At 47.8% G+C, this 14,211-nt stretch carries 16 protein-coding genes; 15 read left to right on the top strand and 1 reads right to left on the bottom strand.

The genetic code is table 11. The features are described 5' to 3' along the window. Positions 1 to 9: 9 nt before the first annotated feature. The gene (locus FCU94_RS05235; protein ID WP_176287475.1) at positions 10 to 765 is read right to left on the bottom strand and encodes a substrate-binding periplasmic protein; all 756 of its coding nucleotides are present in this window, start codon (positions 763 to 765) and stop codon (positions 10 to 12) included. 183 nt (positions 766 to 948) lie between these two features. On the opposite strand from FCU94_RS05235, the gene FCU94_RS05240 reads away from it, so the two are divergent. From FCU94_RS05240 to ybgF, 15 genes are all read left to right on the top strand, one after another. Beyond that, positions 949 to 2,688: a glycoside hydrolase family 36 protein gene (locus FCU94_RS05240; RefSeq protein WP_176287476.1), complete on the top strand. Its 1,740-nt coding sequence runs from the start codon at positions 949 to 951 to the stop codon at positions 2,686 to 2,688. A gap of 53 nt (positions 2,689 to 2,741) precedes the next feature. Further along, complete coding sequence (ruvC, locus tag FCU94_RS05245) at positions 2,742 to 3,263, top strand: crossover junction endodeoxyribonuclease RuvC (protein WP_176287477.1); 522 nt, start codon at positions 2,742 to 2,744, stop codon at positions 3,261 to 3,263. 139 nt (positions 3,264 to 3,402) lie between these two features. Continuing rightward, positions 3,403 to 4,020 carry a Holliday junction branch migration protein RuvA gene (gene ruvA / locus FCU94_RS05250; protein ID WP_176287614.1) on the top strand — a complete coding sequence of 206 codons (618 nt, stop codon included), beginning with the start codon at positions 3,403 to 3,405 and terminating at the stop codon, positions 4,018 to 4,020. Between the two features lie 12 nt (positions 4,021 to 4,032). Continuing rightward, positions 4,033 to 5,037, top strand: coding sequence for a Holliday junction branch migration DNA helicase RuvB (gene ruvB, locus FCU94_RS05255; protein WP_176287478.1), 1,005 nt, complete (start codon positions 4,033 to 4,035; stop codon positions 5,035 to 5,037). A gap of 457 nt (positions 5,038 to 5,494) precedes the next feature. After that, positions 5,495 to 7,081 (top strand): cytochrome ubiquinol oxidase subunit I, encoded by a 1,587-nt coding sequence (gene cydA / locus FCU94_RS05260; RefSeq protein ID WP_176287479.1) that lies wholly within the window; start codon positions 5,495 to 5,497, stop codon positions 7,079 to 7,081. Between the two features lie 15 nt (positions 7,082 to 7,096). Then, complete coding sequence (cydB, locus tag FCU94_RS05265) at positions 7,097 to 8,233, top strand: cytochrome d ubiquinol oxidase subunit II (protein WP_176287480.1); 1,137 nt, start codon at positions 7,097 to 7,099, stop codon at positions 8,231 to 8,233. A 12-nt stretch (positions 8,234 to 8,245) separates the two neighbouring features. Then, on the top strand, positions 8,246 to 8,353 hold the full coding sequence (cydX, locus tag FCU94_RS05270) for a cytochrome bd-I oxidase subunit CydX (protein ID WP_000270284.1): 108 nt from the start codon (positions 8,246 to 8,248) through the stop codon (positions 8,351 to 8,353). Beyond that, positions 8,346 to 8,648, top strand: coding sequence for a cyd operon protein YbgE (gene ybgE / locus FCU94_RS05275; RefSeq protein ID WP_176287481.1), 303 nt, complete (start codon positions 8,346 to 8,348; stop codon positions 8,646 to 8,648). The genes cydX and ybgE overlap by 8 nt, the downstream gene beginning before the upstream one ends. Before the next feature lie 150 nt (positions 8,649 to 8,798). After that, positions 8,799 to 9,230, top strand: coding sequence for a tol-pal system-associated acyl-CoA thioesterase (ybgC, locus tag FCU94_RS05280; protein WP_441351734.1), 432 nt, complete (start codon positions 8,799 to 8,801; stop codon positions 9,228 to 9,230). Beyond that, entirely contained in the window at positions 9,220 to 9,918 is a 699-nt protein-coding gene (gene tolQ, locus FCU94_RS05285) for a protein TolQ (protein WP_176287482.1), read from the top strand. The genes ybgC and tolQ overlap by 11 nt, the downstream gene beginning before the upstream one ends. A gap of 5 nt (positions 9,919 to 9,923) precedes the next feature. After that, the gene (locus FCU94_RS05290; protein ID WP_176287483.1) at positions 9,924 to 10,367 is read left to right on the top strand and encodes an ExbD/TolR family protein; all 444 of its coding nucleotides are present in this window, start codon (positions 9,924 to 9,926) and stop codon (positions 10,365 to 10,367) included. Positions 10,368 to 10,379: 12 nt separating this feature from the next. Next, positions 10,380 to 11,450, top strand: coding sequence for a cell envelope integrity protein TolA (gene tolA, locus FCU94_RS05295; RefSeq protein WP_176287484.1), 1,071 nt, complete (start codon positions 10,380 to 10,382; stop codon positions 11,448 to 11,450). A 52-nt stretch (positions 11,451 to 11,502) separates the two neighbouring features. Beyond that, positions 11,503 to 12,816, top strand: coding sequence for a Tol-Pal system beta propeller repeat protein TolB (tolB, locus tag FCU94_RS05300; protein WP_217906379.1), 1,314 nt, complete (start codon positions 11,503 to 11,505; stop codon positions 12,814 to 12,816). 34 nt (positions 12,817 to 12,850) lie between these two features. Further along, positions 12,851 to 13,378 carry a peptidoglycan-associated lipoprotein Pal gene (pal, locus tag FCU94_RS05305; RefSeq protein WP_176287486.1) on the top strand — a complete coding sequence of 176 codons (528 nt, stop codon included), beginning with the start codon at positions 12,851 to 12,853 and terminating at the stop codon, positions 13,376 to 13,378. A gap of 15 nt (positions 13,379 to 13,393) precedes the next feature. Further along, positions 13,394 to 14,167, top strand: coding sequence for a tol-pal system protein YbgF (ybgF, locus tag FCU94_RS05310; RefSeq protein ID WP_176287487.1), 774 nt, complete (start codon positions 13,394 to 13,396; stop codon positions 14,165 to 14,167). Positions 14,168 to 14,211 lie beyond the last annotated feature (44 nt).

A 14,211-nucleotide genomic window follows, 5' to 3' on the forward strand; every position in this document is an offset into this window, starting at 1 on the left:
GTGTGCACCTTACTTTGAGACACCATATTTCTCTTTCAGTTGCTCTAGTTTCTCCGCGCCTTGAGTGAGGAAGTATTGATTGAGCATATTGACAATGGCTTGCGCTTGGGGGTGATCGTGTCGTACGCCCGCATAAAGTGGGGTAGAGTCTAAATAGGTTGGACTAAATTTGAGCTGGTTGATATCGATATTCATCTGCTTAATCGTCCAACGAGCAACAATTTCATCCGAAACCAGTACATCAGCGCGTTCGGTGAGAACCAAACGCAAACTGTTGGGTAAGTCTATCGAGTTGACCGGAATCATGTCTGGGTACTCGAGCAGCTTCGGCGTATACGCATAGCGATGAATCAACGCCACTTCTTTCCCTTTTAAGCTCTCGATTTGCGTGTAGTTAAAATCACTATCATTACGTGATACCACTGCCATTTGGTTGTTCATATAAGCGTCGGTAAACAGAAAGTGCTGCTCGCGCTCCTCGGTTTTCCACATGGCAACAATCACATCATTCTTGCCATGAATGGTCTCTTTAAGGATTCGGCTCCACGGCTTTTGATCAAACTGTACTTGATACCCCGCTTCAACCAGCGCGTCGACGATAAAATCATGGGCGACGCCTCCGCCAAGTGGCGACTCCATAATAAAAGGGGGCCATTCTGTTTGCGCGACGCGCAGTGTTTCTGCGTAAACAGTTGCGCTGAAGCTTAAACTAGACGCAAGCACTAAAGAGGGCAGTATCCGCAATGTGGAGAGTATGAGTTTCATTGTATCTTTCAGTGTAGTCTTTCTCATAGTGTAGTTGAGGAACTAAGCAATCGAGTAGTCAACGTCGGCTCAAAACATGGTTTAATAAACGTGAACTAGATGCTCATGATGGCTGATGAGCAAATAGACAATAGCAAAACATAGTGCTCTAATTGAGAAAAACTAAATAAAAATGAGCAAGATATGTCGCAGTCTTTTCAACTCTCCAGTGAACGAATTATCCAAGTCGCGAACTCAGATCTCGCAGTAGAACGGATGGGGAATCAGGTGAGTTTCTTTTATCGTGGTCTCTCTAACGATCCGGTTGGCGACCAATACTCACTATTTCGCACTGATTTTGATTTTGAAAAGCAGGCCACGTTGCTAGGGGATGGTTTCCAAATGCTGGCGCAGACCACCGGAAGCTGGAACAACCCGAGCGATATTGGTCGTTGTCCAGATAACAGCCCGAGTTATCGTATTTATCCGTCCAACTCGCCCAAACGGTATTACAATTATCTAGTGGTCGAAGATTCGCTCGGTTACGCGCTGTTTGGATTTACTTCTTGCTACCGTTTTGCTGGCTATTTCACCGTGGAAGAAGAGCAAGGTCGGCTACAGGTGTGCGCGTACATTGATGGAGAAAACACCTGTCCGGCAGATTGGAGTACTCATCGACTTGAATCAGTTGTGGTCTTGCGCGGGAAATCCTTATCTGAGTTATATCAAGAGTTTAGTCATTACATAGCGCAGCATCACCCGATTCGACCTGGAGTTACTCAACCCTCTCCACTTGGCTGGTGCTCTTGGTATGCATATTATGCCGAAGTGACCGAGCAACACATCGAAAACAATGTTCAGGAAATGCGTAATCACTTAAAGCAGTTGGATTACGTGTTACTCGACGATGGTTATCAGGCTTTTATGGGCGATTGGCTGACTCCGTCTGATAAGTTTGCCTCGGGGATCAAACCGGTACTTGGCGAAATTCGAGCGCATGGTAAAAAACCGGCCATCTGGCTTGCTCCGTTTATTGCTCAACCAGAGTCGCAGATATTTCAGCAACATCCGGATTGGTTCTTACGCCATAGCGACGGCAGTTTACTCAAAGCTGAGGATGTCACCTATGCTGGGTGGCGGTGTACACCTTGGTATATTCTCGATACTACTAACACGCAAGTTCAAGAGCACTTAACTCAGGTGGTGCGCACCATGCGAGAAGAGTGGGGAGTAGAGCTGTTTAAGCTGGATGCCAATTATTGGGGGACGCTAAAAGGTGTACGCAGTCAAACTGGTGTGACAGGCGTTGAGGCGTATCGTCTTGGCATGCAGGCGATCATCGAAGGCGCAGGCGACGCATTGATTTTGGGTTGCAATGCGCCGATGTGGCCTTCGCTTGGGTTAGTGGATGCAATGCGGGTGTCAGACGACGTTGAGCGTAGTGGCAGCCGTTTTGAACAGATAGCGAAAGAAACCTTCTACCGCAGTTGGCAGCATCGCAAGTTGTGGCAAATTGATCCCGATTGTGCCACCTTTGTCTCGCTGCCTAATCAAACCACAGAACGACGCAATTATCAGTTTCACCGCGATGTGCTGCTTGCTTGTGGCGGGTTGTTATTGTCAGGCGATCCGCTCGATGAGTTAACGCCTTTCGCCAAGCGAAGCCTGGCCAAGTTAGTCGTTCGTCACCGTCATAGCCAAGAGTCGGCTCGGTTTACCGCGCTGAATCTGCATCATGCCTATTTACCGCTTACCGATCGCAATGATTTGCACTGTTTGTTTAATTATCGAGGACGCGCGCGGGATGTGACGCTAACCGCCAACTACCCGGTCTATTGGTACGATTATTGGTCTGGAGAGAAACTGGTAGCAGAGCCAACTCAGGTATTGGAAGTGGGCTTAGAAGCAGGATTGTCCAGTCGAGCGATAATTACCTCGCTATAGCGGCGCGGCTAGATTAAGATCAACGGCTAACTTTTGCGAAAATTAACCAAATCATGTCTATCATTCTAGGTATCGACCCAGGCTCACGCATCACAGGTTATGGTGTGATCAGACAAACGGGTCGTCATCTACATTATCTTGGCAGTGGCTGTATTCGAACCTCGGAGAAAGAGCTTCCCGGGCGACTCAAGCAGATCTATGCAGGCGTCTCTGAGATCATTACCCAGTTTCAACCCGATGTCTTTGCTATTGAGCAAGTCTTTATGGCGCGCAATGCCGATTCTGCACTTAAACTTGGTCAAGCTCGTGGCAGCGCGATCGTTGCAGCAGTCAACGCAGAGTTGCCTGTGTATGAGTACGCCGCTCGCTTAATTAAACAAGCGGTGGTGGGGACCGGAGGCGCCGATAAAGAGCAAGTTCAGCATATGGTGCAAAACATGCTCAAGCTTCCGGCTAAACCGCAAGCCGACGCCGCTGATGCGCTGGGCGTTGCCATTTGTCATGCCAATACCAACAAAACGCTAGTCGCGTTAGCGGGCAAAGCCACTAGCGCCCGTCGTGGCCGCTATCGCTAACTGATCTTAAGCTATGGTTTGAATCGATATACAGCATCGTTTTTTCCTCTCAAAAATCCGCGGCAATAAGATAAAGAACTGGATGTCTATCCAGTTCTTTATTATCCTGTCGCAAATTCATTTCCAAAGAGAACTCACCGTGATCGGACGTCTACGCGGCATTCTAATTGAAAAACAACCTCCAGAACTGCTTATTGAAGTCAATGGTATCGGCTATGAAGTACAGATGCCGATGAGCTGCTTCTATGAGCTGCCCAATATTGGTGAAGAAGCTATCATCTATACTCACTTTGTGGTGCGCGAGGATGCTCAATTGTTGTATGGATTTAATACGGTCAAAGAACGCGCGTTGTTTCGTGAGGTGATTAAGGCCAATGGGGTCGGACCTAAGTTGGGGCTAGGTATTTTATCGGGCATGACGGCCAGTCAATTTGTTGCCAGTGTTGAGCGTGAAGACGTCTCTACTTTGGTTAAGTTACCGGGCGTGGGTAAGAAAACCGCAGAGCGTTTGGTGGTGGAGATGAAAGACCGCCTCAAAGGGTGGGGCGCAGGAGACCTGTTCACACCCTTTACCGATGCTGCGCCAACCGATTCCGCGCCTCAGTCAGCTCAGTCGAGTGCTGAAGAGGAGGCGGTCAGTGCCTTGTTAGCGCTCGGATACAAACCGACTCAAGCATCAAAAGTGGTTTCTCAAGTAATGACCGAAGAGATGAGCAGCGAGCATCTGATCCGCGAAGCACTCAAATCTATGGTGTAGAAGGGTTAAACTATGATTGAAGCGGATCGATTGATTGCGCCGGATAACGCGGTGTACAGAGATGAAGACGTTATTGACCGAGCAATACGCCCGAAAAAATTGGAAGACTACCAAGGTCAGGACCACGTTCGTGATCAGATGGAAATCTTTATCAAAGCGGCTCAGTTGCGAAAAGAAGCGCTCGACCACTTGTTGATTTTTGGCCCTCCAGGGCTGGGTAAAACCACCTTAGCGAACATTGTCGCGAATGAGATGGAAGTCAATATTCGCACCACTTCAGGTCCGGTACTCGAGAAAGCAGGGGATTTAGCTGCCTTGTTGACCAATCTAGAAGAGAACGATGTACTGTTTATAGATGAGATCCACCGCCTCAGTCCTATGGTTGAAGAAGTGCTGTACCCAGCGATGGAAGATTACCAACTGGATATCATGATTGGTGAAGGCCCAGCCGCACGCTCGATCAAAATCGATTTGCCCCCGTTTACTTTAATCGGTGCCACCACCCGAGCGGGATCGTTAACGTCGCCATTGCGCGACCGTTTTGGGATTACCCAGCGGCTTGAGTACTACAAAATTCCCGATTTACAACATATTGTTCAGCGCAGTGCCGACTGTCTGGGGTTGTCTATGGAAGCGGAAGGTGCGCTAGAAGTTGCCCGCCGTGCTCGTGGAACACCGCGTATTGCCAATAGGTTGCTGCGTCGCGTAAGAGACTATGCCGAAGTGAAAGGCAATGGTCATATTTGTGCAGAGGTAGCAGACAAAGCGCTCAACATGTTGGATGTCGATGCTCAAGGTTTTGACTACATGGACCGTAAATTGCTCCTTGCGATTATGGAAAAGTTTGGTGGTGGTCCGGTTGGCCTCGATAATATGGCTGCAGCGATTGGTGAAGAGAAAGACACGATTGAAGACGTTCTCGAGCCTTACTTGATTCAGCAGGGTTATTTACAAAGAACGCCACGAGGTCGAATTGCAACTGACCGGGCCTATCTTCATTTCGGAATTGAAAAATAAGTTTGCACAAGCCAGCGCTGATACGCTGGCTTTTTATTTTGTGATTTACATCACATTGGATCAAATATTTTCTCTCCATGTTACGTAGCGTGATTGAGTGACTTGTTAACTGCTTGTTTTGCATAAATAGTAACTGCAGACCTGGCGTAACCAGGCATTAACAAGCTACCCTTTTTGCATTTGATGTAGATCAATGTGATGCTTTTATGACCAAGAATGCCGCACAAAACTTGATGTAAATCAAAGCGGACTCTGGCTATAAACCTTTTGAAACATTCACATTTTAGCAGTAATATTAGTTGCAGCTATATTAGCTCTTGCTTAACAATTAACTAACCGTTACGGTACATTTTTGCAACAATAGGCCTAATGATGGCAACAGTGATTGGTTTTGTTTAACACTGACTAACAATGCATTAATGTCGAAAGTGTCTTCAGCCGACACATAGGAGTAAACATGATTGACGTAGTTGATCTGTCGCGGTTGCAATTTGCACTGACAGCGATGTATCACTTCCTCTTCGTACCTTTGACTCTAGGTATGGCATTCCTGCTTGCCATCATGGAATCTCTGTACGTAATGACGGACAAGCAAATCTATAAGGACATGACCAAGTTCTGGGGTAAGTTGTTCGGGATTAACTTTGCGCTTGGTGTGGCAACAGGCCTTACCATGGAATTCCAGTTCGGAACTAACTGGTCATATTACTCGCATTATGTTGGTGACATTTTTGGTGCGCCGCTCGCGATTGAAGCTCTGGTCGCTTTCTTTTTGGAATCCACTTTTGTCGGGCTATTCTTCTTTGGCTGGGATCGCTTAACAAAACGCCAACACCTTGCGGTCACTTGGTTGGTTGCTTTAGGGTCAAACTTTTCTGCGCTATGGATCTTAGTCGCAAATGGTTGGATGCAAAACCCAGTTGGCGCTGAGTTTAACTTCGAAACCATGCGAATGGAGATGGTCAGTTTTGCGGAAGTGGTGCTCAACCCAGTGGCTCAGGTGAAGTTTGTTCATACTGTAGCGTCTGGTTACACCACAGGTGCAATGTTTATTCTAGGCATCAGTTCTTACTACCTACTTAAAGGTCGTGACATCGCCTTTGCGCGCCGCTCTTTCGCCATCGCTGCCTCTTTCGGTATGGCTTCGATCCTGTCGGTTATTGTCCTAGGTGACGAGTCGGGTTACGAGCTTGGTGAAGTACAGAAAGTCAAGTTGGCGGCGGTTGAAGCTGAGTGGCACACAGAGCCAGCGCCTGCCGCTTTCACAGTTTTTGGTTTACCAAACCAAGACACCATGCACACTGACTATGCAATCAAGATCCCTTATGTCATGGGCATCATTGCAACTCGTTCATTTGACGAGCAAGTGACCGGTCTTCGTGATCTACGTGATCAGCATGTCGATCGTATCCGCACCGGTATGTACGCTTACGAACTGCTGGAGAAACTGCGAGCAGGTGATAAGTCTGAAGCCAATATGGCTGAGTTTGAAGAGGTTAAAGGCGATTTAGGTTACGGTTTGTTGCTTAAGCGCTATACCGAAAACGTTGTCGATGCGACGGAAGAACAAATTCAAGCGGCGGCGGATGATTCGATCCCGACCGTTTGGCCGCTGTTCTGGTCATTTAGAATCATGGTAGCGTGTGGCTTCATTATGTTATTCGTATTTGGTGCAGCGTTCGTTCAAACGTGCCGACAGAAGATCGAGCAAAAACGTTGGATTCTACGTGCAGCTCTACTGAGCATTCCACTGCCTTGGATCGCGGTAGAAGCGGGTTGGTTTGTCGCAGAGTTTGGGCGTCAGCCATGGGCTGTTGGTGAAATTCTTCCGGTTCATGTAGCGGCATCAGCCCTAACAGCTGCTGAAATATGGACTTCATTATTCGCCATTCTTGCTCTTTACACTGTGTTCTTGATTGCTGAAGTTTACTTGATGGTGAAGTTCGCCCGCAAAGGACCGAGCAGTCTGAAAACCGGCCGTTACCACTTTGAGCAAAATCCACAAACAGTGGAAGACAAAGTCAGTCGCCAAGTAGAAGCTTAAGGCAAGGAGAGACAAATGTTTGATTACGAAATCTTGCGACTTATCTGGTGGGTGCTGATTGGTGTCCTGCTCGTGGGCTTCGCGATTACCGATGGTTTTGATATGGGTGTTGGCGCGCTTGTGCCTGTTATCGGCAAAAACGATAACGAACGTCGTGTCATGATTAACTCGATTGCGCCGCACTGGGATGGTAACCAAGTATGGCTTATCACCGCGGGTGGAGCTTTATTTGCGGCTTGGCCTTTGGTCTACGCCACATCGTTTTCTGGCTTTTATCTGGCGATGATCGTGACGCTTGCGGCGTTATGGCTACGTCCTATTGGCTTGGACTACCGCTCCAAAATCGAAGATCCAAAATGGCGTCAAACTTGGGATATTTGTATATCCATCAGTGGTTTTGTTCCGCCGATCATTTTTGGTGTTGCCTTTGGTAACTTACTGCAAGGGGTGCCATTCCAGTTAAGCGAGTTCTTAATGCCAACGTATCACGGTTCGTTCTTTGGTCTGCTCAACCCATTTGCACTACTGTGTGGTTTAGTGAGCTTGTTTATGATCCTGATGCAAGGGGCAACATGGCTACAGATGAAAACCACAGCAGATGTGCATAATCGAGCACGCAATGTGGCGCAGCTTACAGGCCTTCTGACCGTCGCCGCATTCGTTGCAGCGGGTTTTTGGGTGCAAGGTATGGAAGGTTACGTCATCACGTCGGTAATGGATGGCAACGCGGCTTCGAATCCTCTAAATAAAGAGGTGGTTCGAGAAGTCGGCGCGTGGATGAACAACTTCGAAACCTACCCATTAATGTGGACTGCCCCTGTACTGGGCGTTGTGATGCCGCTGCTCGCTGTATTAGCGTCGCGTTTAGAGAAAGGCGGTATTGCGTTTCTGGCGTCGAGTTTGGGTAACGCTGGGGTGATCTTTACTGCAGGTTTAGCCATGTTCCCGTTCATCATGCCTTCGGATTTGATGCCTAACCATAGCTTGACCATGTGGGATGCCACTTCGTCTGAGTTGACGCTGAACCTGATGACGGCGGTGGCATTTGTGATGGTTCCGGTGATTCTTGGCTACACAACGTGGACCTACTACAAAATGTTTGGTCGTTTGGACGAGAAGTTCATCGAAGATAACAAAAACTCACTTTACTAAGGAGCTATTAGTATGTGGTATTTCGCTTGGATTCTAGGTGTACTACTTGCCTGTGCATTCGGCATCATTAACGCTCTTTGGTTAGAGCATTCAGAAATGATGGATAAAGACAGTGAGTAATCTTGCTCACCAGGTGGCGAGATTACACGCCCCTGTCGATAGAGCTCTTTGGCGGGCTCTATCGTTACTACTGGGTTTTTACCATGTCGCGATGGTGATGTGGGATCCTGAGCTTTACTCAGCATCTATCGGCGGCTTTAATGCGCTGGTGGCACCGTTACTAATCTGGGCCATTTGCTCAAGTATGGTGTTTGGGGTTGGTTTTAAGCCTCGTCATTGGGTGTGGCAAGTTTGGTATAGTCCTTACTGTAGTTTGAGTATTCTTGGCTATCTTACGGTGCTGCGTTTGTTCTAAATTTGAGCACCATGGTAAACCAGTTGTATAAAAAAAGCGCATCACTCTAGCGAGTGGGCGCTTTTTTTTGTTTCAAGCTTTGAATTCACCGATTTACCCTTGCATTGGGGGTGACGACTTGCGTTATAGTATCCAATCAAATAGTTAGAGGTGGGTAACAAGGTGGAGCAAGATAAGCCGATATTTGAGTGGCCGGTAACCGTTTATTATGAAGATACCGATGCGGGTGGAGTTGTCTATCACTCAAATTATCTCAAGTTCTTTGAAAGAGCGAGAACCGAGCTGCTTCGCACAATTGGTGTGTCCCAGCAAACCTTGCTGGAACAAAACCTAGGTTTTGTAGTCCGACACATGGATATTGATTTTCTACAAGGTGCGCGTCTTGATGACCATCTGACTGTCACCACTCAAATCGCTGACCTTAAAAAAGCCTCGCTGGTGTTCTGTCAGGAGATCGTTAATCCTGACGGTAGGACATTGTGTAAAGCAATGGTTAAGGTAGCATGTATCGATAATAAGAAAATGAGGCCAAAGCCAATGCCTCAATCAATCGTAATGGAGTTAACTCAAAGTGACCGCTGATATTTCGATGCTCGATCTGTTTTTACAAGCTAGTTTGCTGGTAAAAATGGTGATGTTGATCCTGTTGGGCATGTCGATCGTTTCTTGGGCAATGATCATCAAACGCAGTAAAGTACTGTCGCAAGCGGGTAAAGAGGCGGAAAGCTTCGAAGATAAGTTCTGGTCAGGAACCGATTTATCGGTACTCTACCAAAGTGCCAAAAAGCGTAAAGATGAGTTAGCAGGCACTGAAGAGATCTTTTATTCAGGTTTTACAGAGTTTGCTCGTTTACGTAAATCTAATGCAGGCTCGCCAGATTTTATTATGGAAGGAACGGGACGTGCGATGCGCGTCGCGGTTGCTCGTGAAGTCGACGAACTTGAAACCAACCTGCCATTCCTAGCCACCGTTGGTTCTATTAGTCCTTACATTGGCCTTTTTGGTACGGTGTGGGGCATCATGCATGCCTTTATTGCGCTTGGTGAAGTGAAACAAGCGACCCTTGCAATGGTTGCTCCGGGTATCGCCGAAGCCTTGGTGGCGACGGCTATGGGCTTGTTCGCGGCGATCCCAGCGGTGATGGCCTACAACCGATTAAGCAACAAAGTGGGCAAGCTAGAACACAACTACGCGACATTTTCAGAAGAGTTCCACAGCATTTTGCACCGCCAAGCAATGGCTGGGCGTGATACCGTGCATAAGGATTAGTCGCAATGGCTGGCTACCAACCGAAAAAACGCAAAATGACCGCAGAAATCAACGTTGTGCCATACATAGACGTTATGTTGGTGCTGCTGATCATTTTTATGGTGACGTCACCTTTTGTTACTCAAGGAGTGGATGTCGAATTGCCTAAAACCGCAACGGCTAAGCCCGCTTCTGAGCTGGCCGGTGATAGTGATGCGAGCTTTATCATCGTGGAAATTGATAGAGAGGGCAACTTAGGCTTAAGCGTCAATGATGAAGAGGTGACACGCGGTATTTCACTACAAGACGTGATTGTGCGCGTTAAAGCAGAGCTGTCATTAAAGCCCAACTCTCCAGTGGCGGTAGGCGGCGATGCGGCAACGCCGTATGCAGATGTGGTGTTAGTTTTGGATGAACTGAGTCGTGCTGGCATACCCAAAGTGGGTTTGTTGACGGACATTAAGGAATAACGTTCGCTATTCATGAAAGAGAAAAAGATCAGAAAAGGTAGCGACTACAAGAAGCCGATATTTATCTCGGCGAGTTTGCACGCGTTATTGATCGTGACCCTGATATGGGGCGCAGATTTTACGATGTCGAAACCAGAGCCGAGTGGGCGAATGGTGCAGGCCGTCGTGATCGATCCTGCCTTAGTCAAACAGCAAGCGCAGCAGATACGCAGTCAACGCGAAGCCGCGGCAAAAAAAGAACAGGAGCGTCTCGACAAGCTTCGCCGTGAAAGCGAGCAGCTTGAGAAAAATCGCAAAGCGGAAGAAGAGCGTATTCGCAAGTTAAAAGAGCAGCAAGCGAAAGAAGCGAAAGCAGCTCGCGAAGCTGAGAAACGTCGCATTGCTAAAGAGAAAGAACGCAAAGCAGAAGAGCAGCGTGCCAAGAAAGAGAAAGAGCGCGTCGCCAAGCTAGAACAAGAGCGTAAAGCGAAAGAGCAGGCGATCAAGAAAGCTGAGCAAGAACGTTTAGCGAAAGAAGCGGCGATTGCCAAAGCAGAGCAGGAACGTATCGAGCGAGAGAAAGCAGCCAAAGCGGCTGAAGAGAAAGCTCGACGCGAGCGCGAAGCAGCAGAAAAAGCTGAGCAAGAGCGCATAGCGAAAGAGAAGGCAGCAAAAGAAGCGGCGGAGAAAGCGCGTAAAGAGAAAGAGCGCTTAGAGCGACTGGAACGAGAACGTAAAGAGCAAGAAGCAGCACTGAACGATATCTTTGCGGGCCTTGAGTCTGAAGCGGAAGCGAATACTTCAGCGCGTTCAAGTCATGTTGCCAGCGAAGCGGATCGGTACGGTGCTATCTACACGCAACTGATTCAGCAAAATTTGTTGTTGGAGGACGCGTTTAGGGGAAAGTCTTGTCGAGTTAACCTGCGTCTGATCCCGACAGGAGCGGACGCAATTTTAGGTAACCTGTCGGTTCTTGGTGGAGACAGCCGTCTATGTGCTGCAACCAAACGAGCCGTGGCACAGGTAAACAGTTTTCCATTGCCTAAAGACCCTGCTGTTGTCGATAAAGTAAAGAATATCAATTTAACCGTAGTACCTGAGTAATAAGGAAAAGCTTGTGTTAAAGCGAATAGTAATAGGATGTATGCTCACCGTGATGAGCGCGTTTCAAGTAGCCAACGCGGCACTGGAACTTGTCATTACTGATGGTATCGATTCGGCTCGTCCAATCGCTATTGTGCCATTTAAATGGGAAGGGCCAGGGAAGCTACCGCAAGATGTGTCTGCCGTTATTGCATCAGATCTGCAACGTAGTGGTAAGTTTAGTCCGGTTGCGACCAGCAAGATGCCGCAAACCCCTTACAGTGAGACCGAAGTCGATTTTAACGCATGGACAGGGCTAGGGGTCGACGCACTCGTAACGGGCTCTATTTCACAAAACGCAGAGGGTAACTACGTCATCAACTATCAGTTGGTTGATGTTGTGCGCGGCCAGTTGACTCAAGGTCAAAGCAAGGCACTGAGTGACGATGGGCAACTGGTGCTATCGAAAGACCATGTTCTGTTTAATAAACGAGCGACTGTCCCTGGTAAACGAATGCGTGAGTACGCGCACCGTATTTCAGATTTGGTATATGAAGCTTTAACCGGTGAGAAGGGTGCATTTTTGACGCGCATTGCTTATGTAGTGGTCAATGATAAAGACACGTTCCCATACCAATTACGCGTTGCTGACTATGACGGTTATAACGAACGTTTGGTTTTGCGTTCTAAGCAGCCGCTAATGTCTCCTGCTTGGTCACCAGATGGCCAACAACTTGCCTATGTGAGCTTCCAAAACGGTCAAGCCGAAATCTTCTTGATGAATATCTATACGGGCGAACGCGAGAAGGTGACGTCATACCCACGTCATAATGGCGCGCCAAGATTCTCTCCCGATGGCAGCAAGCTGGCCTTGGTGCTATCGAAAACCGGTAGCCTGCAGGTTTATACGCTGGATTTAACCAGTAGAAAACTGACCCAAATAACCCGTGGTAGATCGAATAATACTGAACCGTTTTGGCATCCAGATGGTAAATCTCTAATTTTTACCTCCGATCGGGGTGGAAAACCTCAGATTTATCAAGTAGATTTGGCAAGCGGTTCGACAAATCGCCTAACATGGCAGGGTAGCCAAAACTTAGGTGGTCAGATTACGCCCGATGGCCGTTTTCTCGTCATGGTTAATCGTAGCAACTCAGGTTTCAATCTCGCTAAGTTAGATCTTGAAACCGGGGCGATGCAGACATTGACCAAAACATTGTTAGACGAGTCGCCGAGTATTGCACCGAATGGTGGTATGGTCATCTACAGTTCGATCTACAACAAAACGAATGTCTTATCGATGGTGTCTATCGATGGGCGCTTTAAAGCAAGATTACCGGCAACAAATGGTCGAGTTCGTGCTCCTGCATGGTCACCGTTTTTGTAGCAAGTAAGTATCAATAACAAAGGAAACGATAACAATGCAACTTAACAAAGTTCTTAAAGGGCTTCTAATTGCGCTACCAGTACTAGCCGTTACCGCATGTAGCTCAAGCGACGACGCAGCGAATACTTCTGGTTCTACTGAAACTAACCAGACTCAAACTGTTGATAACACAGTTGTGTCACCAATGGACCAAAACGGTCAACTATCAGAGCAAGAGCTGAAAGAGCAAGCGCTACGCGAAACTCAAACTATCTACTTTGCTTTTGACAACGCGACAATCGCTGGTGATTATGAAGAGATGCTTGCGGCACACGCAGCATACCTAAGCAAGAACCCGGCGCTAAACGTAACTATTGAAGGTCATGCCGATGAGCGTGGTACGCCTGAGTACAACATCGCTCTGGGCGAACGTCGTGCAAGCGCAGTATCTAAATACCTACAAGCGCTAGGCGTTCAAGCGGACCAAATCTCTATCGTTAGCTACGGTGAAGAGAAACCACTTCTTCTTGGTCAATCAGAAGATGTATACGCTAAGAACCGCCGCGCCGTTCTAGTGTACTAATAGAGGAAATGCCTCATGTTCAGTAACCTTAAGCGCGTTGTTACGCTTACGTTACTGGCAAGTGCAGCGAGCCAAGTGCTCGCTGCACCAGCTCCAGTATCCGATCTAAGCGGTAGCAATACTGCCCAATCAACCTCTTCTGTTTCGGGTAACGAAACTGATGTCCAGCGCTTAGAGCGCCTATTGGAAAACCGCAATCGAGTTCAGTTGCAAATGCAGCAACAGCTTGATGACATGTCTCTCGAAATCAGCAACTTGCGTGGTCAGTTGGAAAAAAGTACCTACGATATGGAGCAGATGCTACAGCGCCAGCGTGAACTTTTTATCGAACTGGATAAGTTACGTGAGCAGGTGGCCAAGCCCGTCGTTCAAGCTGAGAAGAACGATGATAGCCAACCTGAGGCTGCAGGCACCTTTAGTGCTAATGTCGATGAGCAAACCGCCTATCAAAATGCGGTCGACCTGATTTTGAAAAAGCGCGATTACACCGGCGCCATCGCGGCATTCCAACAGTTCCAAAAGGACTATCCGGATTCAAGCTTTACCCCGAATTCTCACTATTGGTTAGGCCAGCTTTATTTCGCTAAAAAACAAGATAAAGAAGCCGTTAAGAGTTTTGCGGCGGTCGTAACATACCAAGACTCGAACAAGCGTGCCGACGCGCTGGTGAAGCTGGGCGATATTGCCAAGCGTAACAATAACGAGTCACAAGCGATTAAATACTATCAACAAGTCGTCTCAGAATACCCAAATAGCGCCTCAGCTAAATTAGCCCAAGAGCGGCTTTAACTGAGCTTTGGGCAATGGCAAAAAGGAGCGGACACCGCTCCTTT

It is taken from the genome of Vibrio sp. JPW-9-11-11 (genome assembly GCF_013369335.1).
Taxonomy (GTDB): Bacteria; Pseudomonadota; Gammaproteobacteria; order Enterobacterales; family Vibrionaceae; genus Vibrio.